The organism is Streptococcus mitis, assembly GCF_047464965.1.
GTDB classification, from domain to species: Bacteria; Bacillota; Bacilli; order Lactobacillales; family Streptococcaceae; genus Streptococcus; species Streptococcus mitis_DU.
Genome location: NZ_JASHAT010000001.1, coordinates 231746 through 252498, shown reverse-complemented (window position 1 = coordinate 252498; position 20753 = coordinate 231746). Strand labels below are relative to the sequence as shown.

The 20753-nt window shown below is 43.0% G+C and carries 20 protein-coding genes and 1 pseudogene; all 21 read right to left on the bottom strand.

The features are described 5' to 3' along the window. Positions 1–129: 129 nt before the first annotated feature. Entirely contained in the window at positions 130–420 is a 291-nt protein-coding gene (locus tag QM408_RS01270; protein WP_004256757.1) for a hypothetical protein, read from the bottom strand. Positions 421–510: 90 nt separating this feature from the next. Further along, positions 511–1365, bottom strand: coding sequence for a PTS system mannose/fructose/sorbose family transporter subunit IID (locus QM408_RS01265; RefSeq protein WP_002896727.1), 855 nt, complete (start codon positions 1363–1365; stop codon positions 511–513). Beyond that, positions 1349–2194, bottom strand: a complete 846-nt coding sequence (locus QM408_RS01260; protein WP_049501833.1) for a PTS mannose/fructose/sorbose/N-acetylgalactosamine transporter subunit IIC — start codon at positions 2192–2194, stop codon at positions 1349–1351. The genes QM408_RS01265 and QM408_RS01260 overlap by 17 nt, the downstream gene beginning before the upstream one ends. A gap of 27 nt (positions 2195–2221) precedes the next feature. Further along, positions 2222–2716, bottom strand: a complete 495-nt coding sequence (locus QM408_RS01255) for a PTS sugar transporter subunit IIB (protein WP_004193690.1) — start codon at positions 2714–2716, stop codon at positions 2222–2224. Between the two features lie 43 nt (positions 2717–2759). Beyond that, on the bottom strand, positions 2760–3197 hold the full coding sequence (locus QM408_RS01250; RefSeq protein ID WP_004256753.1) for a PTS sugar transporter subunit IIA: 438 nt from the start codon (positions 3195–3197) through the stop codon (positions 2760–2762). A 205-nt stretch (positions 3198–3402) separates the two neighbouring features. Further along, the gene (locus QM408_RS01245) at positions 3403–4686 is read right to left on the bottom strand and encodes an ABC transporter substrate-binding protein (protein WP_414373283.1); all 1284 of its coding nucleotides are present in this window, start codon (positions 4684–4686) and stop codon (positions 3403–3405) included. After that, the gene (locus tag QM408_RS01240) at positions 4683–5366 is read right to left on the bottom strand and encodes a response regulator transcription factor (protein WP_004256751.1); all 684 of its coding nucleotides are present in this window, start codon (positions 5364–5366) and stop codon (positions 4683–4685) included. The genes QM408_RS01245 and QM408_RS01240 overlap by 4 nt, the downstream gene beginning before the upstream one ends. Further along, positions 5359–6675 (bottom strand): sensor histidine kinase, encoded by a 1317-nt coding sequence (locus QM408_RS01235; protein ID WP_414373281.1) that lies wholly within the window; start codon positions 6673–6675, stop codon positions 5359–5361. Before QM408_RS01235 ends, QM408_RS01240 begins: the two co-directional genes overlap by 8 nt. Continuing rightward, positions 6675–7661, bottom strand: a complete 987-nt coding sequence (locus QM408_RS01230; RefSeq protein ID WP_004256744.1) for a substrate-binding domain-containing protein — start codon at positions 7659–7661, stop codon at positions 6675–6677. Before QM408_RS01230 ends, QM408_RS01235 begins: the two co-directional genes overlap by 1 nt. 299 nt (positions 7662–7960) lie before the next feature. Further along, positions 7961–8035: pseudogene (locus tag QM408_RS01225) on the bottom strand (ABC transporter ATP-binding protein); the annotation flags it as partial. After that, positions 8031–8501 carry a MarR family winged helix-turn-helix transcriptional regulator gene (locus QM408_RS01220; protein ID WP_004256742.1) on the bottom strand — a complete coding sequence of 157 codons (471 nt, stop codon included), beginning with the start codon at positions 8499–8501 and terminating at the stop codon, positions 8031–8033. The pseudogene QM408_RS01225 and the gene QM408_RS01220, both read right to left, overlap by 5 nt. Before the next feature lie 127 nt (positions 8502–8628). After that, entirely contained in the window at positions 8629–9345 is a 717-nt protein-coding gene (locus QM408_RS01215; protein WP_000532877.1) for a YebC/PmpR family DNA-binding transcriptional regulator, read from the bottom strand. A gap of 96 nt (positions 9346–9441) precedes the next feature. Further along, positions 9442–10812 (bottom strand): MATE family efflux transporter, encoded by a 1371-nt coding sequence (locus QM408_RS01210; RefSeq protein ID WP_261239876.1) that lies wholly within the window; start codon positions 10810–10812, stop codon positions 9442–9444. A 101-nt stretch (positions 10813–10913) separates the two neighbouring features. Continuing rightward, positions 10914–12080, bottom strand: a complete 1167-nt coding sequence (gene recA, locus QM408_RS01205; protein WP_414373277.1) for a recombinase RecA — start codon at positions 12078–12080, stop codon at positions 10914–10916. A gap of 54 nt (positions 12081–12134) precedes the next feature. Next, the gene (locus tag QM408_RS01200; RefSeq protein WP_414373275.1) at positions 12135–13391 is read right to left on the bottom strand and encodes a competence/damage-inducible protein A; all 1257 of its coding nucleotides are present in this window, start codon (positions 13389–13391) and stop codon (positions 12135–12137) included. A gap of 77 nt (positions 13392–13468) precedes the next feature. Then, positions 13469–14524 carry a glycopolymer--peptidoglycan transferase LytR gene (gene lytR, locus QM408_RS01195; RefSeq protein WP_004256717.1) on the bottom strand — a complete coding sequence of 352 codons (1056 nt, stop codon included), beginning with the start codon at positions 14522–14524 and terminating at the stop codon, positions 13469–13471. Positions 14525–14531: 7 nt separating this feature from the next. Continuing rightward, positions 14532–15050: a GNAT family N-acetyltransferase gene (locus tag QM408_RS01190; protein WP_024056774.1), complete on the bottom strand. Its 519-nt coding sequence runs from the start codon at positions 15048–15050 to the stop codon at positions 14532–14534. Then, positions 15040–15483: a tRNA (adenosine(37)-N6)-threonylcarbamoyltransferase complex ATPase subunit type 1 TsaE gene (gene tsaE, locus QM408_RS01185; RefSeq protein WP_024056773.1), complete on the bottom strand. Its 444-nt coding sequence runs from the start codon at positions 15481–15483 to the stop codon at positions 15040–15042. Before tsaE ends, QM408_RS01190 begins: the two co-directional genes overlap by 11 nt. 95 nt (positions 15484–15578) lie before the next feature. Further along, positions 15579–16211 (bottom strand): competence protein, encoded by a 633-nt coding sequence (locus QM408_RS01180; RefSeq protein WP_239682009.1) that lies wholly within the window; start codon positions 16209–16211, stop codon positions 15579–15581. 129 nt (positions 16212–16340) lie between these two features. After that, the gene (ndk, locus tag QM408_RS01175; RefSeq protein ID WP_004239114.1) at positions 16341–16763 is read right to left on the bottom strand and encodes a nucleoside-diphosphate kinase; all 423 of its coding nucleotides are present in this window, start codon (positions 16761–16763) and stop codon (positions 16341–16343) included. 305 nt (positions 16764–17068) lie between these two features. After that, on the bottom strand, positions 17069–20746 hold the full coding sequence (gene rpoC, locus QM408_RS01170; RefSeq protein ID WP_261027195.1) for a DNA-directed RNA polymerase subunit beta': 3678 nt from the start codon (positions 20744–20746) through the stop codon (positions 17069–17071). Positions 20747–20753: the final 7 nt, after the last annotated feature.

The window sequence follows — 20753 nt, the reverse complement described above, 5'->3', positions numbered from 1 at the left end:
TTCATGAGAACTATTTTACCACTTTGAAAAGAGATGTCAAGACAAAAGTTTCCATAAGAACTATTTTCTTGAATTAAAAAAATCCCAAGTGATTTTCTCACTTAGGATTATGTTTTCTAGGTTAAATGTCTATCTTGCAAGTTTTAGTTTTGCTTCAAAATCATTGATCACCTTTTGCAGATTGAGCCGTCCTCTGTAGATGCCATAACCAAACAAGAGCATGGCTAAGACACCCAGAAGGGCTAGGACAATTCCTGCAATCAGTGCTAATAGATTAGTCTCATGAAAGAAGTAAATCAGAACAAGACCGATACTGGCAATGACAAAGAAGAGAGTAAACCAGCGTCCTAGATTTTCAATCATATGCTTCTGGTAGTGAATTTCTGTTTCATAACCTTGAATCAATTCTTGTTCTGTCATGATTTTCTCCATTCTTTATTTAAGTCAAACAAATTGATACTAGACTAGTAGCATATCGGACTTACTGCCAGTCTGAAACTTGAGTAGGAATTAGTATTTCAGTTGAGGATCAAAGATGCCCAGTGCTACACCAATCAAAGCAATGACAACCAAGAGGAGCATAACAAGGTTTGGTGATACTTTTTTCTTGGCCATCAGCCACCAGCAAAGGGTGATAAAGCCAGCTGTTAAGAGACCTGGATAAACACCGTCAATCTTTTCTTGTAGCTTCAAGAAGGCTTCGCCATCAGCATTTTTCAGCTCTAATGAAGTCGTTACAGATACCCAAGTTGCAGCAACTGCCCCGATAACCATACCACCAATGACACTGATTGCCTTACGAAGCGCCTGTCCTTTAGGTCCTACAAGGAATTCAACCGCCTTGTCCCCTAATTCATAGCCTTTGAAGTAGGCAAAGCGCATACCGCCATAGATGAGAACATTCCATACAAGGATGTAGAAGAGAGCCCCGATAGGATTTCCGCCTTTTGAGAGGCCAAGGGCAATCCCCAGCAGAACTGGGATTAGGGTTCCGACAACCAATGAATCACCGATACCTGCGATAGGTCCCATGAGACCGGCACGCATACCATTGATAGTTTCGCCGTCAACAGCGTCTCCATTGGCACGCGCTTCTTCCAAACCAGCTGTAATCCCCACTACCAAAGCTCCGAGCTGAGGTTCTGTGTTGAAGAAAGCCGTATAGGTCTGCATAGCTTCTTTCTGCTCTGCTTTGTCTTTGTAGAGTTCTTCCACGATTGGTAGCATAGAGGTCAAGTAACCAAAAGTCTGCATATGCTCTTGAGAGAAGCAAGTCAAATGACCATAGTACCAATGGTGGAATGATTTCGCTAAAGTCTTTTTAGTTATTTTCTTTCTTTCAGCCATCTTAGATATCCTCCTCATCGTCATCAAAGTCAGCCCCACCAGCCGGCGCGGTCACACGAGCTGATTTGATTACTTCCAATTCATAGTAAATTACTGCAAAAATCAGTGAAACAACTGCACTGGCAACCAAATTAAGACCAAGTGACTTAGCCAAGGTGAAGCCCACAAAGAATGGGATAAAGTCAGCAGCCTTGGTAACGATTTGTTTCAAGAGAATGGCAATACCTACACATGGGAGAAGAGCTCCGACTGTAAAGAGGGATTTCATGATGAAGCCATCCATTGGCAGGTGGGTCTTCATCAGCTCAACCATATCGGGGCCAAACTTAGTGATAAGCATTGTTGGAAGGAAAGAGAAGACAAAGTGGGAAATCCAAGGATAAACCCAGTCAACAGCGTAAAGCTTTTTAAATTCGCCTTTTTCAACGGCTTTCCAGCCAATGTGCTGCCATAGCAGGTTTGTAGTGGCTGTTCCATAGAAGAGAACTGTACCGATAGTACCAACTGCTGCTCCGATTGGTGCAGCTGCTGCAGCAATAGCAGATTCAGACGTGATTCCTTTAGAATGAACAAATAAGATTGCGAGAGGAATCCCAATGTAAGAAATCGCCCGCACGTCAGCAGAAACTGTACCACCTGGTGTTACCAGAGCGATGTAGAGAACCTGAAGGGCTACCCCAACCATAATCCCTGTTGTTAAGTCTCCGAGAATCAGCCCGCTAATCAAGCCTCCGACCAGAGGACGTCCCAAAGTGTAGTTACCAATACTAGTACCACCCATACCAGGCATAGAAGCTAAACTAGCGAAAAGACCCAGTAAAGCGGCTTGCAGCCAAGAAATTGTCATAATAGACTCTCCTTTTCATTATTATAATTAAAAACCAAATTTAGACTTGAAATCGCTCCAATAACCGATGGAAACATCTGGTAGGAGCTGGAATTTGACTTTGTAGCCTGCTTTTTCTATCGCCTCAATCGCTTCTGCCTCTTCCTGGGTAATGGACTGGTTATTCCCCAGCTTAATAGCTCCAGGACGGTCATTAGCAGGGCCAATGATGATTTCCTTAACATCACCAGGTACAAAGCCTTGGTCCACTAGGATTTCTTTCATGTCCACAGGATTTTTCGTAATGAGGAAATAGCGGCTGTCTGACTCTGTGACCTTGCCTGATTTTTCCTTGAAGGCTTCCTTGGTCCAAACAAAAGTCTTCTTGTCAGAAGCTCCCTTGTAGGCCTGAATCAAAACCTTGTTTCCTGCTGCAGCATTATTTACTGCAATCAGGCCATCACAAGGGTATTCCTTGGCCCAGCGAGTGACTGTTTGACCGTGGATCATGCGGTCGTCAATCCGTACAAATGATACTGTCATCTTTAAAATCTCCTTTTATCTTTTAGAATGTATGACGGAAGTACTAAATGTCGTCTTCATCTTCTTCAGCTGCATCACTTACGACTTCAAATTCCTGCAAAGCAGCTGTAGCCTCGGAAAGGATAGCCTGAGCCAGATCTTTCCCGTCTAAGATGTCTTTCATAACCAAGCCAGTCAGTCCCATGGTCAGGTTCAAACCGCCCAAGATAACTGCTGAGTCGAGCTTACCTATGTCAGCTAAGACGCTCGCTGCTGTCGTCAGAGGACTGCCTCCTACAATATCAGCCAGAACTAAGACACTGTCATCAGTGCTTAAGCCATCTAAGGCCTGAGTAAAATCAACTGCAAAATCATCAACTGACTTGCCTTCCTGAAGACCAACCGCAATGACCTGATCCGTCTTGTCTCCGGCAAACATCTTCAAGGAACTCTGCACGCCTGCAGCCAGTCCCCCATGACTGACCAGTACAAGGTATTTCATCTTTCCTGCCTCCTTTTTCCTTCTAGCTCTTAGCCAAGTAAGGATTTATTGATGATTTTATTGTACAAGTTTTGGAATCGGTTTCATATTGTCAAATGTCACTTTGCCCAGATGACATTTGTCAGGAAACATATGACATTTGTCATATTTGTCTAGTCAGCTGTACCTTTCCTGCTCCTTTCAGAGCAAACAAAAAGAAAGCAGATTATTTTCCGCTTTCTATTTCTCTTTGAATGCTCGGCAAGGCACTGTCAATCTCTTGATTCTGCATAGCATTTTGAATCAGATAGTCCATCCGGTCCATGGTATGACGGTCTACTTCTAGACTGATGTCAATGATGGAGCGATTCATCATGTGGTCTAGCCTCTCAGAAGTCAAGGAATCCAAGCCAAAATCATCTGCCTGTAAGATTTCTCTAGCCTGTTGACTTTTCACCACAGATGGTAAGACTGAGGTCCCCTGCGATTTTTCAAACAAGGCCTGCTGGCTTTCTTTATCCTGTGACAGCAAGAGCATAAATTCCCAAGCCAGCTTCTCTTGCTTGGTATTGGAAGACATGGCAAAGAGCGAGGTCTTGACCTGTGTCCCCATCACCTGGCTATTAGCTGTTGGCATGGGGATACAGGTCCAAGAAAAGCTAGAATACTTGGCAACATGGTAAGGGTAAGGCTTGTAGGTCCGATACTGGGCCAGACTCATAGGATAGAAAGCCACCCGTCCCTCATCAAAGTCATTAGAAGTCACCTTATAGTGCTGGCTGAGCATATCTAGCTTGCTCATAAAGGCCAAGGCTTGGTGCATCTCTGCGCTGTCCACAGTGATACCGGATTTATCGGTAAGATGGCCGCCGTAAGCTACCAGAGCCTGCTGCCAAGTGTAATCCGTTATACCGTACTGATCCACCACACCATCGCCATTGGTATCCTTGGTTACTTTCTTGCAAATCTCATAGAAATCCGCCAGGGTCCATCCTGACTCAGGAATGCTAATTCCTTCTTTTTCAAGCAGGTCTTTATTGACACACATCATGATAGGATTGCTCTCAACTGGAAGGGTATAGCTGACTCCCTGATATTGCCCAGCTTCATAAGCCACTGGATAAAAAGCCTTTCGCTTATCATCCGTTAGGAGGGGATCCAAGGATTTAAGCGCGCCAGTCGAAGCCAACATGCTAAAGTCGTTTTCTGGCACCATAAAGAGATCTGGTTGCTCGCCTTTCAAGACTTGCTCTGCCAGCCAGTCAGCATAATCATCCTTGGGAATACCGCTTTCGTAAACGACCTTGACAGGAGGATGCGTCTTTTCAAATCTTTTAATCAGGCTGTCCAAGACCTTGTTTTCGCGACTGTTAGGCACATCCCAGCTAGAACCAGCATAGACCCCGATACGCAGGACTTTGTCCTGAGCTGAAGCCCAAAATACAAAAGCCAGAGCAACAGATATAATCAGGACAACCAGCAGGGACAAATTTCTCAATCTCCACTTCATTTGTCGCCTTCCTTACTAAAATCTCTCTGGGTGACTCCAGTCTGTACGGCCCAGATAGCCAGTTGGGTCCGGTCACGCAGGTTGAGCTTGGCTAGGATACCCGATAGATAATTACGGACTGTCCCTTCTGATAGAAAGAGTTTGGCTGCAATTTCCTTATTAGAAATCCCAAAGCTAATCTGCTGGATAATCTTCCACTCCGTCCGGTTCATGTCCTCCACATTTTCCTCTGTCACTGTGATGGCAAAGTTGGACTGGGCCATCTGTGAAAAGATTTTGAAGACCTTGGTGGCAATATTGGGATTGATCATAGCTCCGCCTCGATAGACTGTCTGAATAGCTTCATGAAGTTCTTCTGTCGAAACCCCTTTAAGAATATAACCAGATGCACCGTATTTGAGAGCTGAGAAGATAAATTCATCATCGTCAAAGGTCGTCAGGATGATAATCTTGACATCTGGATACTGCTCCTTGACAGCCTTGGTACAGAGAACACCATCCATGACTGGCATGCGAATATCCATCAAAATCACATCTGGGCGCACCCGATGAAGCTTTTCCAGCACTTCCTTGCCGTCTCCGACCGTCCCGACTACCTCAATATCTGCGTGGGCAGACAGAATGATTTGCAGAGACTCGCGAATCAAGGCCTGATCGTCTGCTATTAAAACCTTAATCATGTCTTCCTCCTATTTTTGGAATTTTGATATGCGTGTAGAAACCGTCCCGATTTTCAAAGCGGACGCTTCCGCCAATAATCATTAGGCGCTCCTGCATCTGCTTGAGGCCATAGCCATAGTAGAGTTCATCAAAGCCAACACCATCATCCTGAATGGTCATTACATAAGCTTCTTCTTCCTCTAGTAGCTCAATCCAGATAGTCTTGGCATGACCATGGCGGACAGAGTTGGTAATCGACTCCTGGATCACCCGGAAGACAATGTCTTCCTTGGCAATATCCAAGTCAATATTATCCCATTTGTAGAGGAGATGAATCTCCAAGTTGGAGATGGCTTCATACTCACGGATAATCTTAATCAGAGCTTCCTTCAAAGTGTTATTTTCCAGAGCTCCCGGGCGCATCTTATTGAGCGAGCCGCGGACATCACGGATACCATCTCGAACAACGACAGAGACATTATTAAGCTGCTCCTTAGCTCGGTTGGTGTCAATATCAACCAAGACCTTGACCGCATCAATACCAGCTGAAATACCCGTCAGGGCATGACCTAATGTATCGTGAATCTCTCTGGCAATCCGCTTCCGCTCTCGATCTTCTGCTATTTTCTCAGACAAAGCCAGGTAAGAGTTCAGCTCGCGATTGGCTTGAAAAGCCATGCGAAGCTCTTCCTCAATACGATGGCGCTCCGTAATAGCCGACAAGATATAGAATAGCAAGGAAATCATAAAGACGACAATATTAAGCGAGTAGAGAAAGTTCTTGCCAAATAAGAGCAAAAAGCGTACAGACTCAGGATAAAAACGAATATAGGTATCCAAAGACGGCAGCTTGATAAAGAGCGACATGAGGTTATAGTTGGACAAGAGCAGCATGCCAAAGCTCAAAATAATGAAAGAAAACCAGTACTTCTTGTCCTTGGAAGCATTGAACTCCTTAGAGCCATAGAAAATATCCGCAAACACCAAGAGAATCAAGCCATTGTAGGACGAGTGCAAGACGGAAAAGATGACCAGCATGAGCAGGATTTCAATAATGGTCGCCTTGTCATAGACGGACAGCTGATTGGGGTGGCGCTCCCGATAGTACATGACTAAAAGCAGACAGGCATACAGGCTAATGGATACCCAGAAGATTAGGCTAGGAGAGCCCGGAATGGCATCCAAACGCTCCAAAAGCGAGTGACTGAAGCCCTTAGCCGCTACATAGTTGGTCGCAAAGAGATAGATGGATGCATTATAGACAATGGCAAACAGATTGATGACCATTAAGGCGATTTTGCTATAAAAGATACTTTTTTGAGGTCTCATTATTGCCACCCTGTAACTGTGTATTGACTGATATTATCTCTATTAACCAGATGAACAGGAATCAGGTATTGGCTGTCGTAGGATTTCCCCTCCTGCATCAGCTCAATTACCTGTGCCACCTTGCGTCCCATCTGAATGGGCGATTGGGCCACGGTTCCCTCTATATCGCTAGTCGTAGCCAAAAAGTTTTTGATATCAGGCGATCCATCCACGCCGTAGATGGAGATTTTCTTATCAAGACCTTGATTTTTAATAGCAGCCAAGGCCCCGATAGCTGCCCGATCATTGAGCGCCATGACTACATTAAAGTCCAATCCTTCGTCTAAGGCACTTTTTACTTGCGGCATGCTTTCCTCTGTCTGGCCTAGTGTTTCTTTCTGGGAAATAATCTTGTAGCTAGGCTGTTTTTCAATCGTATCAATAAATCCCTGAATCCGGTCCATAGCAGAGACGGCATTGCGGTGCTCTAGAAGGAGAATATTAGCAGAAGGCAAGCGCTTCATCATGTCCTGGGCAATCAGGACGCCTGCTTGGTAGTTATCCGACACAATAGTCGTATCCACTTTTACATCCTGACTGATAGGCGCATCCACTACGATGATTTTAATCCCAGCTTTCTTGGCCTTTTGAAGAGAGGAAATGATACTTGGACTATTACTTTTTACCGGATTGATAACAATGACATCAACCTTTTCTCGGACAAAAAAGTCAATCTGCTGGCTCTGCTTGCCCTCACCCAGCTCAGGATCCCGCACGTAAAGCCGGCTGCCCTGCTGGTTGGTTTTCTTCTCCAGCTCCGCATTTAAGATCTTATAAAAATCATTATTCATGGTCATGTAGGTTGCCCCAATCTTGACCTGCTTCTCATCTGGCAGAACGCCCTTGAAATAAACAAAAAACAAAGCAAAAATAAGCAGAATGGAAAGTGGCCAGAGAGCCTTCTTCTGATAATGCTGACCCCGTTTTTTGACGTTAGCTGCTACCATTTTTCACCCCCTATGCCGTAAGCGCCTTTATGAAACATATAGGATTATTATATTACAAAACCGCCAAAAAGCAAAATCTTTCCAAAATGATTATCATAAAAAAGGCGCGACAGAATCTAAAAATTCATTGATTTTTGATTCTTGGTCCCACCTCGGCAATCATAATTAAACTTTTAAAAGCTTGAGAGAAATAGAATTCAGTCAAACAGATCTTGCATCTTACAAAACTGAATGCTGATTTTTTAGAGCTAGGTCATTTCCCAGCCCTTACTTCTTTTTTAAAATGGAAGTTCCTCTTCTTCCAACTCTAGATAAACCGAAAAGCAGGTAAAGAGAATGGCTAGTAAAATCATACCCCATTCTTTTCCACTAATTCATTTGGCTAATTTCTTCATTCTCTCCTCCTATCTTCTGAACATTTTCTTGCAACTGACCGAGAACCTTTTCAAAGATTGCCAAGTCTGACTTTGAAACACCATTTAGCAGACTCTGATCAATTCGTTCAAAGAAGGCCTTAACCTGCTGCATTTGAGAACGCGATTTGTCCGTCAAACGAACAAACTTAGCCCGCTTATCGACAGGACTCGCCTCCAGCTCCACCAAACTATTTTGCACCATACGCTTGACCAAGTTACTAGCAACAGACTTGCTAATATTGAGTTCTTGTTCAATATCCTTGATGAGCGTTAATTCTTGTTCATGCTCACGCCAACCTAAAAAACGCAGAACTTGTCCTTGAGGTACACCCATAAATTCAATACCACAACGTTTGGCTTCCTTTTGTACCATCAGATGTACCTGGTGTCCAAAACGTTTTAAAACCAACATCGGTTTATCCATACTTACTCCTTTCTAATCATTGCATTTAGTTCTCCTAGGAACTAAATAAATTTCCGTGAGAACTATTTTCTTGATTAAAAAAATCCCAAGTGATTTTCTCACTTAGGATCATATTTTCTATGTTAAATTAGAAGCCGTCTACGTTTGTGTAGATTTTTTGTACATCTTCGTCGTCTTCAAGGACGCTATAAAGTTTTTCAAAAGTTTCAAGGTCATCGCCTGACAATTCCACTTCTGACTGAGGAATCATTTCCAATTCTGTCACTTGGAATTCTTCGATACCTGACTCACGAAGGGCAACGATAGCCTTGTGAAGGTCAGTTGGAGCTGTGTAAACAGTAATTGTTCCTTCTTCTGCTTCTACATCGTCCACATCCACATCTGCTTCTAACAATTGCTCAAAGACTGCATCTGCATCTTCACCAGCAAATACGATAACACCCTTGTTGTCAAAGAGGTAAGAAACTGAACCTGAAGCACCCATGTTTCCACCATTTTTACCAAAAGCTGCACGGACATTGGCCGCTGTACGGTTAACGTTAGAAGTCAAGGTATCAACGATCAGCATAGAACCGTTTGGTCCAAATCCTTCGTAACGTCCTTCTGTAAAGGTTTCGTCTGTGTTTCCTTTTGCTTTATCAATCGCTTTATCGATAACGTGTTTTGGTACTTGTGCTTGTTTAGCACGGTCGATAACGAATTTCAAAGCTGAGTTTGATTCTGGATCTGGATCACCTTTTTTAGCTGCTACATAGATTTCTACACCAAATTTTGCATATACTTTAGAGTTAGCTCCATCTTTAGCCGTTTTCTTGGCTACGATATTGGCCCATTTACGTCCCATTAGGAATCTCCTTTTTTCACATTTTAATCTTTCTTATTATAACACAAGTTTTTTCGATTTTCACTAGAGGAAATGGATTTTATTTAGTAAATACAGCTAGGATGATACTTTGGCTGCCAAGATAGCCTTGCCTTCTTTTATCAAGGGATGACGGAAGAGTGAGAAGTAGAGTTGAATGGTCATGGCAACCCAGATAAGGGGTTCACAAAGGATAACACCCCTATAGCCCGCCCAAGGAATAATCAAGACCACAAAAGCGATTTTTCCGATTAGTTCAATAAAGCTGGAAACCAGAGGAAGGACCTTTTGCCCCAAGCCCTGCAAGCAATTGCGATAAATCAACAAGAGACTCAAAATAGGATAAAAGGCTGAGCTGATTTGCAGGTAGAGACTACCATTTTCTACCAGGTATCCATCCGTCGAAGTCGCCAAGAAGGAAACTAAGGTAGGACTGGCAAAAAAGAGGAAGACACAAACAAAAACTGCCCAGGACATACTCAAACGACTGCCAATTCGAAGACCTTGAACAATGCGGTCTGGTCGCTTGGCACCAAGATTCTGAGAAGCAAAGGTCGTCATAGAAGCAGAAATAGCGGTCATAGGAAGAAGGGCAAAAGCCATAATGCGTCGAGCCGCTGTCTGGGCACTAATAATCACTGCACCAAAAGTATTGACAGAAGACTGTAAAATCACACTGCCAATGGACACAATCGAGCTCATCAACCCCATAGCCAAACCTTGCTCCAAAAGATCCGCATACAAGGCCTTGTCCCATTTAAAATGCTTGAGTTGAGGTAGAAGTTCTGGAACACTCTTACGAATATAGTAGAAGCAGAGAACTGCTGATAAGCCTTGCGAAATAATGGTAGCAAGCCCTGCGGATTGAACTCCCAGATGCAGTTGCGTAATGAAATAAAGATCCAGAACCACATTAACCAAGGCAGAGAAAATCAGAAAACCAAGAGCCGCTAGACTGTCCCCAATAGACCGCAACAAGCCTGCAAAGAGATTATAGGCAAAGCTGACACCGACACAGGTCACAATCATAGAAATATATTGATAGGATTGAGGAAGGATTTCTGCAGGGGTATCTAGGTACTGCAAGAGAGGATACAAACCAAGAAAGCCCAGCAGCATAACTACAATACTCAAAAGAGCACCTAAAATCCAGGTGGCTGCTACTGTCTCCTTGATTTTAGTGAAATTCCGAGCTCCATAATAGCGGGCAATGACAATCCCCATACCATTTCCGACACCAAGAGTAAAGCCAATAATCAGATCAAAAATGGCCGTTGTCGCTCCTACTGCAGCCAAGGAATCTTGACCAAGAAATCGTCCAACAATCAAGACATCAGCGGTATTATAGAGTTGTTGGAAAATATTGGACAGCAAGATTGGAAAGGCAAAACTCAAGAGCGAGGGAAGAATAGGACCATGAATCAGGTCCACTGTTCGTTTTTTACTCATAAGGCTATTATATCAGCTTTCTAGAGGAGCGACAAGAAACAGCAAACTATGCCAGAACTAGGCAATGAAAAAGCAGTGAATTTCTCCACTACTTTAACAGCTTATTCTTCAATTTCGATTTCAAGTTCGTCGCCTAGGTCAAGTGTCACTTCTTCATTCATAGAATCTGCTTGGACTGCGTCATCTTTTTTAGTTTCAACACCTTCTACAGAAGCTTCTTCTCCATCAATCAAACCAAATTGAACACGCACTTGATGGTCAATTTCATCAAAGATTTCTGGATTATCTGCCAAGTATTTCTTAGCATTTTCAGAACCTTGCCCAATTTTCTCATCCTTGTAAGAGTACCAAGCTCCTGCTTTTTTGATGATATCCAAATCGCTTGCAATCTTCAAAAGCTCACCAGTCTTAGAAATTCCTTCTCCGTACATGATTTCAACGAAGGCTTCCTTAAATGGCGGAGCCACCTTGTTTTTCACGACCTTAATCTTAGTTTCTTTACCGACATTGGTGTCTTTTTGGTCACCAGTTCCCTTGATTTGCGTGCTTCCACGAACATCCAAACGGACTGATGCGTAGAATTTCAAGGCACGTCCACCAGGAGTTGTTTCTGGATTTCCAAACATGACCCCAACTTTTTCACGCAATTGGTTGATAAAGATGGCAATTGTTTTGGTTTTATTGATAGAAGCACCAAGTTTACGCATGGCCTGACTCATCATACGAGCCTGCAAACCAACGTGGCTATCTCCGATATCTCCATCAATTTCCGCACGAGGAACAAGGGCCGCAACTGAATCGACTACGACAAGGTCCACAGCACCTGAGTCAATCAATTTTCCTGCAATTTCAAGCCCTTGCTCTCCTGAGTCTGGTTGAGACAAGAGCAATTCGTCAATATTGACCCCAAGAGCCGCAGCATAAGCTGGATCAAGGGCATGCTCCGCATCGATAAAGGCTGCAATCCCACCTTCTTTTTGCGCTTGCGCAACTGCATGAAGGGCAACCGTTGTCTTACCAGATGACTCTGGTCCATAGATTTCGATGATACGTCCCTTAGGATAACCACCTGAACCAAGGGCAATATCAAGCGCCAAGGAACCTGAGCTCATCACCTGCACCTTTTGCTCTGCACGTTCACCTAAACGCATGATTGAACCCTTACCAAAGTCTTTCTCAATCAATTTAAGAGCGTCATTCAAGGCTTTTTCACGTTCAGCCCCGAATTTTTTTGAAATTTCATCTAATTTTTTTGGTTTTTTCACCATTCTATTCTCCTACATTCTAATGGTCCTTAGACCTATCTACTATTATATCAAAAGTTAGTCACTTAATAAAGCCTTGCGAACTAGGTTAAAGGCATGCATAACCGCAATGTGACGTACATCTGCTCGACTTCTGCCTCCAATATTAATCTTGATAACCTCAGTTCCTTGCTCTTGAGCCAAGCCTATGAAGACTGTCCCAGCTGGATGTCCTTCCAGGCTATCTGGTCCTGCCACTCCAGTCAAACTAAGGCCAAAATCAGACTGGGTCTTGATTCGTGCCTGCTCAGCCATCTTCTGAGCTGTAAATGCAGACACCACACCATGTTCTTCTAAATCCTTGGCAGGAATATCCAACATCTTTGATTTCTCCTCCAGGCTATAGGTCACGAAACCACCCTTAAATATACTTGAAGCTCCTGAAAAATCCGCCACAGTAGCTTGGAAAAGCCCTGCCGTCAAACTCTCTGCAGCCGTGATAGTTTTCCCTTGTTTTTTCAGTTCTTCTACCACAATGCTGGCCAAGCTAGCCTCCTCTCCATAACCATAACAGAGGTCTCGTAAAGAAATTCCTTCGAAAGTCTGGCAGTCCAAGATTTGATTTTCCAAGATATCCAGCGCTTGATTCGCCTCTTCTTGACTGCTAGCCTTTGTTGACAGACGCAGAGTGACTTCTCCTGTCTTAGCATAAGGGGCCAAGGTCGGATCTGTTTGATTATCAATCAAATCAGCCAAAATCGTCACCAGCTGACTTTCGCCAATTCCAAAGAAACGAAGAACTCGGGAATACAACTTGCTCCCTGTCATCAACTTGGGTAGAAGTTGGTTTAAGACCATAGGTTTCATTTCACTTGGCGGACCTGGAAGGACGACATAGGTCACTCCATCGACTTCCAATATTCCTCCCACAGCCAGTCCTGTTTCGTTGGGCAGCGGAGTCGCTCCTTCTACAATTTGAGCTTGTCTTTCGTTATTCGGTGTTCGGGCATAGTCTGGTCTCTGGGCAAAAAAGACATCCAACTTCGCCTGTGCCTGAGGATCGAAGACTAATTTTTTCCCTAAGAATTTAGCCAGGGTTTGTTTGGTCAAATCGTCCTCAGTTGGCCCCAAACCGCCTGTCAAAATCAGCAGGCTGCTACGTTGACTGGCAATCTCAAGCAGGGATAAGAGACGAGCTTCATTGTCTCCTACAGCCGTCTGAAAATATACATCTACCCCAATCTCTGCTAGTTTTTCCGACAAAAACTGAGCATTGGTATTGACAATCTGTCCTGTCAAAATCTCTGTTCCAACAGCTATGATTTCTGCTTTCATGTTTCCTCCTACCTATCTATTCGTATTTTTTTGAAAAAATCGCAGGAAATTTCCCACGATTTTAACTATAAAATAGATTATTCTACATCTTCTTGATTTATTGTATTATTAATCGTACCTGTTCCCAAACCGGTATTATTTCGATTTCCGAAAATATCTTCATATAAGACAGCATTTGTCTCTAACTCTGTCACCTTCGGTTTATCAAGTGAGGTTCTCAAAAGATTCTGGATTTCTAACAAATGGTTAGCAGTTACAATTTGATAAGATGTCCCTTGCAATTCGGCATCTTCTCCTCGTAATTGTTGAGTTTCAATCGTTTTAAACGAGTCCTGGTAACCTAACAAGCTTGGAATACTTTTCGCAGATAGATCAATATTAGTCTGCATATTGGTACTTAAGGCTTTTAGGATAGATTGATAGTGACTAACACTATTCAAGCTAAGAACTTTTTCAACAACCTTTTGAATGACTTCACGCTGACGCTTCTGACGTCCGTAGTCCCCTTCTGGATCCTGGTAGCGCATGCGAGAATAAACAAGCGCTTCTTCTCCATTTATTGTCTGCTCTCCAACACCGATAGAAATGGTGTTAAATTCCTCTTGGTCACTGATAGAAATCGGGAAACCTAGTGTATTATTAACCGTAATCCCGCCCACTGCATCTACCAATTGTTGCAAACCTTGCATATTGACCATAATATAGCGGTCAATATGGATATTCATCATCCTTTGAATGGTTGAAATAGCTAACTCTGCACCACCACCAGCATAGGCAGCGTTTAACTTCGCTTCCTCAATCTGGCCATCTTTATGCTGAATTTTCGTCAAAATATCTCTCTCTAAACTCAACATCATAGTCTTTTTCGTATGCGGATTAACCGTCAAGAGAATCATAGAATCACTATTCCCCTCCCAAGGGTCAGTTCGTTCAACGTTTCCAGTATCAACCCCCATTAAAAGGATCGTTAAGGGTTCAGTCGCCTCAATAACATTGGTTTCTTCCCCAATCTTTTTATAGGTTTTTGATAAGGTTTGTGTACCTTGCTGATAAATGGTATAAGCAAAGACACCCACACCCAAAACTGTCACAGCTAGAAAAGCTAGCACCATTCCAATAATTTTTTTAACCATATTTCTACTAATCTATCAGTTTACCCATCAAGTAAACATCGATAAATTTCCCTTCTTCTATGTACGCACCGCGCTCTTGTCTACCTTCAATTACAAAGCCATATTTTTGATATAGATGAACTGCAGCTTGATTACGAGTTTGGACAGTTAGTTGAAGTCGACGAAGAATACCACTAGCTTGTGCCCACTCTATCGCTTCTTCTATCAACAAACTTCCCAATCCATTATTCCAATATTTCTTACCAATCACAATAAAGAGATCTCCAATATGACGAACTCTCTTACGTTGATCAGCTGTGATATTTACAAGACCAGCAATTTCATCATTCAGCAAGGCCAGTAAAGTGATTTGATTTTCCGAGTGAGCCTGTTTATCCAAAAACGACTCCATCTCAGTATCTGTCATCAAAATACCATCCCTGTCCAGACTAGTAAAATCTGTTTCTACACTAACACGATTTAAAAATGATACTAACTCAGCCGCATCTTCAATTTCTGCTTCCCTAATGAGCAACTCATACTCCATGTTGAAGCTCCTCTAAGAGTTTTTCTGCACGCAAACCCTTGGCTTTGAAGTTTAATCTGCGACCATCTTCCTCTTTTAGAATTTCTAATTCTAAATAAGTATCTGGCAAGGCATCACCTAAAAGATGTCCCCACTCGATGACAGTTACCCCACCACCAAAGAGAAACTCATCTAAATCAATAGAATCAGCATCCCCCTCTATACGATAAACATCTAGGTGGTAAAGTGGAAGACGACCTTCATACTCTCTTACGATAGTGTAGGTTGGACTCTTAATCATCTGAGAAATATGTAATCCTTTAGCAAGACCTTTTGTAAATGTCGTTTTGCCTGCTCCAAGTTCACCAGTTAAAATTAAGACATCATTCTTTTCTAATAAATAGCCCAAACGTTCACCTAAGGACTGTAACTCTTCTTCGTTTTTAGTGTACATGTTTCTATTATACCAAAAAGTTGTCCTTTGTCTAGGTATTATCTATGAATTCCATATTATAAATTGTAAAACTAGAACTATCTCTTTTTTTGTTCTTAAAATAGAAACAGTAAGAAGACAACTAACAAGATATCTCTCATCAAATGACTGTAAAATGAAACTTCCCAGCGAATGACTTTTGGCACCAACAGTCCTAGAAATAGCATCCCCAAGGCAATATAAAAGGTCATGGACAATAGCATCCAAGGATTTCTGAGAAAGATTAGAATAGCTAGTCCACTAATAAAACAGATTTCCTTCTTTCCCAAAAACTTTTTCACTCCATTTACATACTTCTGAATCGGCAGAAAAACTAACAAATCAATCCCAAATAAGAAAAAGAAACTCGGTAGAAAGGCTTCCACAAATCCTTCTACGGATGTATTTCCTGCAAGGATATGTTCTATGACAATTAAAGCTAAACCCAAAATATTTACTAAGAGCAAGAGACTATACAAGAATTGTTGCTTATCTTCCTTAAAAACTGAATAAGATTGATTTCCCTGCCCTCTATAATAGTTTAGCCCTGCACCAATACTGGCAAGAAGCAACATGCCAACTAAATAATAGAAGCAGTTTTGATTTAACATCAAGGCCCAAGTAGATAAACTTAAACAAGAACAGCTGCTAAGACCAAAAACTGTCAGCAATAACAAAACTCGAATTTGCTTTTTCATTTTTTCCATCATTCTTCCTCCATACTTGCTCTTATTATATGCTAGAAAGCCTCACCATTGCTAGAATATTTCTCAACTGTCAGTTTTCTACTCTAAAATGCAAAAAAGTTTGACGCAAGTATCCCTTACATCAAACTTTTACTATTTCTCTTCAAACCAAAGAGCAATTTCTCGCTTAGCTGACTCTTCTGAATCTGAACCATGCACAACATTTTGGATAACCTCATTTTCTCCAGCAGCTTTTGCAAAATCACCTCGAATAGTTCCTGGTAAAGCTTCTTCTGGACGAGTTGCACCCATCATAGTCCGCCAAGTTTCAATTACTTTGGGACCAGAAATGATACCTACAAGAACCGGTCCTGAAGTCATAAATTCACGAATCGGTGGGTAAAAACTTTGACCAACCAAGTCCTGATAGTGCTGATCAATTAACCCTTCTGAAACCTTTGTACGCAACTCCAATTTTTCGATTGTAAATCCACGTTGTTCGATGCGTTTCAACACCTCACCCACTAATCCTCTTTTTACACCGTCTGGTTTAATGATAAAAAATGTTTGTTCCATACCTGTCTCCTTTGTCAGCTTCTTTCTTTTATACTCTTCGAAAATCTCTTCAAACCACGTCAACGTCGCCTTACCGTAGGTATGGTTACTGACTTCGTCAGTTCTATCCACAACCTCAAAACAGTGTTTTGAGCTGACTTCGTCAGTTCTATCTACAACCTCAAAGCAGTGCTTTGAGCAACCTACGGCTAGTTTCCTAGTTTGCTCTTTGATTTTCATTGAGTATTATTTTACCACATTTCATGGAAAAATGGAGAAAGTTTTCAGAAAAGAGAAAGAGAACCCGAAGGCTCTCTCATTCTCTTTTATTCTACTGTTTCTTCCACAGTTTCAACGGCAGTATCCACAACTACTTCTGTTATTTCTTCATCCCCTTCTTCCTCTACTGGAGGATTAAGGTATTCTTCTTCGTTGATAGCATGTGGTTCAAGGTTACGGTAACGGGCCATACCAGTACCAGCTGGGATGATCTTACCGATGATAACATTTTCCTTAAGTCCAAGGAGATGGTCTTTCTTACCACGGATAGCCGCATCAGTAAGGACACGAGTTGTTTCCTGGAAGGAAGCCGCTGACAAGAAACTATTTGTTTCAAGTGAGGCTTTGGTAATTCCCATAAGAACTGGGCGACCTGTCGCTGGAACTCCACCTGCAATAAGGACATCTTTGTTGGCATCTGTAAAGTCATTGATATCCATGAGGGTACCCATGAGAAGATCTGTGTCACCTGGATCCATGACACGGACTTTACGGATCATTTGACGAACCATTACCTCGATATGTTTGTCACCGATTTCTACCCCTTGGCTACGGTAAACTTTTTGTACTTCACCGAGAAGGTAAGTTTCAACTGACAAGACATCACGAACTGCAAGGAGACGTTTTGGTTGGATAGAACCTTCTGTAAGAGCAGCACCACGCGCTACTTGGTCTCCAACTTCAACACGCATACGAGCTGTAAATGGAACGACGTATTCACCTTCGCCAGTTTCACCCTTAACAAAGACTTTCTTAGTACGAGTTGATGCATCTTCTTCGATAGCAGTAACTTGTCCTTTAACCTCTGTGATAACCGCTTCCCCTTTAGGATTGCGGGCTTCAAAGATTTCTTGGACACGAGGAAGACCCTGAGTGATATCGGTATTTGAGGCAACCCCACCCGTGTGGAAGGTACGCATTGTAAGCTGTGTACCAGGTTCCCCGATAGATTGGGCAGCGATTGTACCAACTGCTTCACCAACTTCAACCGCATCACCAGTCGCCAAGTTGATACCGTAACAGTGACGACAGACACCATGACGAGTGTTACATGTAAATACAGAGCGGATAGTCACTTCTTCCACACCAGCATTAACAATTTCACGCGCCTTGTCTTCTGTAATCAACTCATTTGGACCAATAATCACTGCACCAGTTTCTGGATGTTTAACAGTTTTCTTAGTGTAACGACCATTGAGACGCTCTTCGAGTGACTCGATCATTTCTTTTCCTTCTGCGATAGAGCGGATCAAGAGACCACGGTCAGTTCCACAGTCGTCCTCACGGATGATAACGTCTTGGGCAACGTCAACCAAACGACGTGTCAAGTAACCTGAGTCGGCTGTCTTAAGGGCCGTATCGGTCATACCTTTACGCGCACCGTGAGTTGAGAAGAACATTTCGAGTACTGACAAACCTTCGCGGAAGTTTGAAAGGATTGGCAATTCCATGATACGTCCATTCGGAGCAGCCATCAGACCACGCATACCGGCAAGCTGTGAGAAGTTTGAGATGTTACCACGGGCTCCAGAGTCCATCATCATAACGATTGGGTTCTTAGGATCTTGGTTGGCAATCAAGCGTTTCTCAAGTTTTTCACGGGCAGCACGCCATTCAGCTGTAACAGCATTGTAACGCTCGTCGTCTGTGATCATACCACGACGGAACTGTTTTGTGATTTGTTCTACACGTTTGTGTGATTCTTCAATGATTTCAGCCTTGTCATCAACGACTGGGATATCGGCAATACCAACTGTCAATCCTGCAAGAGTTGAGTGGTGGTAACCGAGGTTCTTCATACGGTCAAGTAGAGCAGAAGTTTCTGTTGTACGGAAACGTTTGAAGATTTCAGCGATGATATTTCCAAGGTTTTTCTTCTTGAATGGGGGGTTGAGTTCAAGTTTGCTGATAGCTTCCTTGATATCTCCACCAAGTGGCAAGAAATATTTAGCTGGAACACCTTCTGTCAAGTTGGCATTGTTTGGTTCTTGCAAGTATGGTAGACCCTCTGGCATGATGTCGTTGAAGAGGATTTTACCAACTGTGGTAAGCAAGACCTTGTGTTTTTGCTCTTCTGTCCAAGGCTTGTTGAGGCTGTCTGTTGCGATACCAACACGTGAGTGAAGGTGAACATAACCATTACGGTAAGCCATAACCGCTTCGTCACGGTCTTTGAAGACCATTCCTTCACCTTCACGACCAGCTTCTTCCATAGTCAAGTAGTAGTTACCCAAAACCATGTCCTGAGATGGAGTAACAACTGGTTTACCATCTTTCGGGTTCAAGATGTGCTCCGCAGCTAGCATCAAGATACGAGCTTCTGCTTGAGCTTCTTCTGAAAGCGGTACGTGGATGGCCATTTGGTCCCCGTCAAAGTCGGCATTGTAGGCTTCACAGACAAGCGGGTGCAAGCGAAGGGCCTTACCATCAATCAAGACTGGCTCGAAGGCTTGGATACCCAAGCGGTGAAGGGTCGGTGCGCGGTTCAAAAGCACTGGGTGTTCTTTAATCACTTCTTCAAGGATATCCCAGATACGCTCATCTCCGCGTTCCACCAAGCGCTTAGCTGCTTTGACGTTTTGCACGATATCACGGGCAACGATTTCACGCATGACAAATGGTTTAAAGAGCTCGATCGCCATTTCACGTGGCACACCACATTGGTACATCTTAAGCGTTGGACCAACGGCAATAACGGAACGTCCTGAGAAGTCAACACGTTTACCGAGCAAGTTTTGACGGAAGCGTCCTTGTTTACCTTTCAGCATGTGACTCAATGATTTCAGTGGACGGCTACCTGGTCCTGTGATTGGACGACCACGACGACCATTGTCAATCAAAGCGTCAACCGCTTCTTGAAGCATACGCTTCTCATTTTGAACGATGATACCTGGTGCATTCAACTCAAGCAAACGAGCCAAACGGTTGTTACGGTTGATAACACGGCGGTAAAGGTCATTCAAGTCAGATGAGGCAAAACGGCCACCATCCAACTGCAACATTGGACGAAGATCTGGTGGAATAACCGGAAGAATGTTGAGAATCATCCATTCAGGTTTGTTACCAGACTTATAAAAGGCATCCAAAACATCCAAACGACGGATAGCTTTGACACGTTTTTGTCCAGTAGCTGTTTTCAACTCTTCTTTGAGTTCAGCAATTTCTTTTTCAAGATCTACTTGTTTCAAAAGGTCTTGGATGGCTTCGGCACCCATCTTGGCAACGAATGATCCATAACCATACTCACGCAAACGCTCACGGTATTCGCGCTCTGTCATGATAGACTTGTGCTCAAGTGGTGTATCCTTAGGATCAATCACCACATAAGCCGCAAAGTAGATAACTTCCTCGAGGGCACGAGGGCTCATATCAAGGGTCAAGCCCATACGGCTTGGAATCCCCTTGAAGTACCAGATGTGAGATACAGGAGCTTTCAACTCAATGTGCCCCATACGCTCACGACGAACTTTTGTGCGCGTTACTTCAACCCCACAACGGTCACAAACAATTCCTCTGTAACGAATGCGTTTGTACTTACCACAAGCACATTCCCAGTCTTTTGTAGGACCAAAGATAACTTCATCAAATAGTCCTTCACGTTCTGGTTTCAAGGTACGGTAATTGATTGTTTCAGGTTTTTTGACTTCTCCATAAGACCATGAACGGACTTTGCTTGGAGAAGCTAGGGTGATTTGCATACTTTTAAAACGATTTACATCAACCACTATTTCT

Coding starts and splice junctions, on each gene's coding strand:
- QM408_RS01270 (WP_004256757.1), bottom strand. CDS start 420: ATGACAGAACAAGAATTGATTCAAGGTTATGAAACAGAAATTCACTAC.
- QM408_RS01265 (WP_002896727.1), bottom strand. CDS start 1,365: ATGAGGAGGATATCTAAGATGGCTGAAAGAAAGAAAATAACTAAAAAG.
- QM408_RS01260 (WP_049501833.1), bottom strand. CDS start 2,194: ATGACAATTTCTTGGCTGCAAGCCGCTTTACTGGGTCTTTTCGCTAGT.
- QM408_RS01255 (WP_004193690.1), bottom strand. CDS start 2,716: ATGACAGTATCATTTGTACGGATTGACGACCGCATGATCCACGGTCAA.
- QM408_RS01250 (WP_004256753.1), bottom strand. CDS start 3,197: ATGAAATACCTTGTACTGGTCAGTCATGGGGGACTGGCTGCAGGCGTG.
- QM408_RS01245 (WP_414373283.1), bottom strand. CDS start 4,686: ATGAAGTGGAGATTGAGAAATTTGTCCCTGCTGGTTGTCCTGATTATA.
- QM408_RS01240 (WP_004256751.1), bottom strand. CDS start 5,366: ATGATTAAGGTTTTAATAGCAGACGATCAGGCCTTGATTCGCGAGTCT.
- QM408_RS01235 (WP_414373281.1), bottom strand. CDS start 6,675: ATGAGACCTCAAAAAAGTATCTTTTATAGCAAAATCGCCTTAATGGTC.
- QM408_RS01230 (WP_004256744.1), bottom strand. CDS start 7,661: ATGGTAGCAGCTAACGTCAAAAAACGGGGTCAGCATTATCAGAAGAAG.
- QM408_RS01220 (WP_004256742.1), bottom strand. CDS start 8,501: ATGGATAAACCGATGTTGGTTTTAAAACGTTTTGGACACCAGGTACAT.
- QM408_RS01215 (WP_000532877.1), bottom strand. CDS start 9,345: ATGGGACGTAAATGGGCCAATATCGTAGCCAAGAAAACGGCTAAAGAT.
- QM408_RS01210 (WP_261239876.1), bottom strand. CDS start 10,812: ATGAGTAAAAAACGAACAGTGGACCTGATTCATGGTCCTATTCTTCCC.
- recA (WP_414373277.1), bottom strand. CDS start 12,080: ATGGTGAAAAAACCAAAAAAATTAGATGAAATTTCAAAAAAATTCGGG.
- QM408_RS01200 (WP_414373275.1), bottom strand. CDS start 13,391: ATGAAAGCAGAAATCATAGCTGTTGGAACAGAGATTTTGACAGGACAG.
- lytR (WP_004256717.1), bottom strand. CDS start 14,524: ATGGTTAAAAAAATTATTGGAATGGTGCTAGCTTTTCTAGCTGTGACA.
- QM408_RS01190 (WP_024056774.1), bottom strand. CDS start 15,050: ATGGAGTATGAGTTGCTCATTAGGGAAGCAGAAATTGAAGATGCGGCT.
- tsaE (WP_024056773.1), bottom strand. CDS start 15,483: ATGTACACTAAAAACGAAGAAGAGTTACAGTCCTTAGGTGAACGTTTG.
- QM408_RS01180 (WP_239682009.1), bottom strand. CDS start 16,211: ATGATGGAAAAAATGAAAAAGCAAATTCGAGTTTTGTTATTGCTGACA.
- ndk (WP_004239114.1), bottom strand. CDS start 16,763: ATGGAACAAACATTTTTTATCATTAAACCAGACGGTGTAAAAAGAGGA.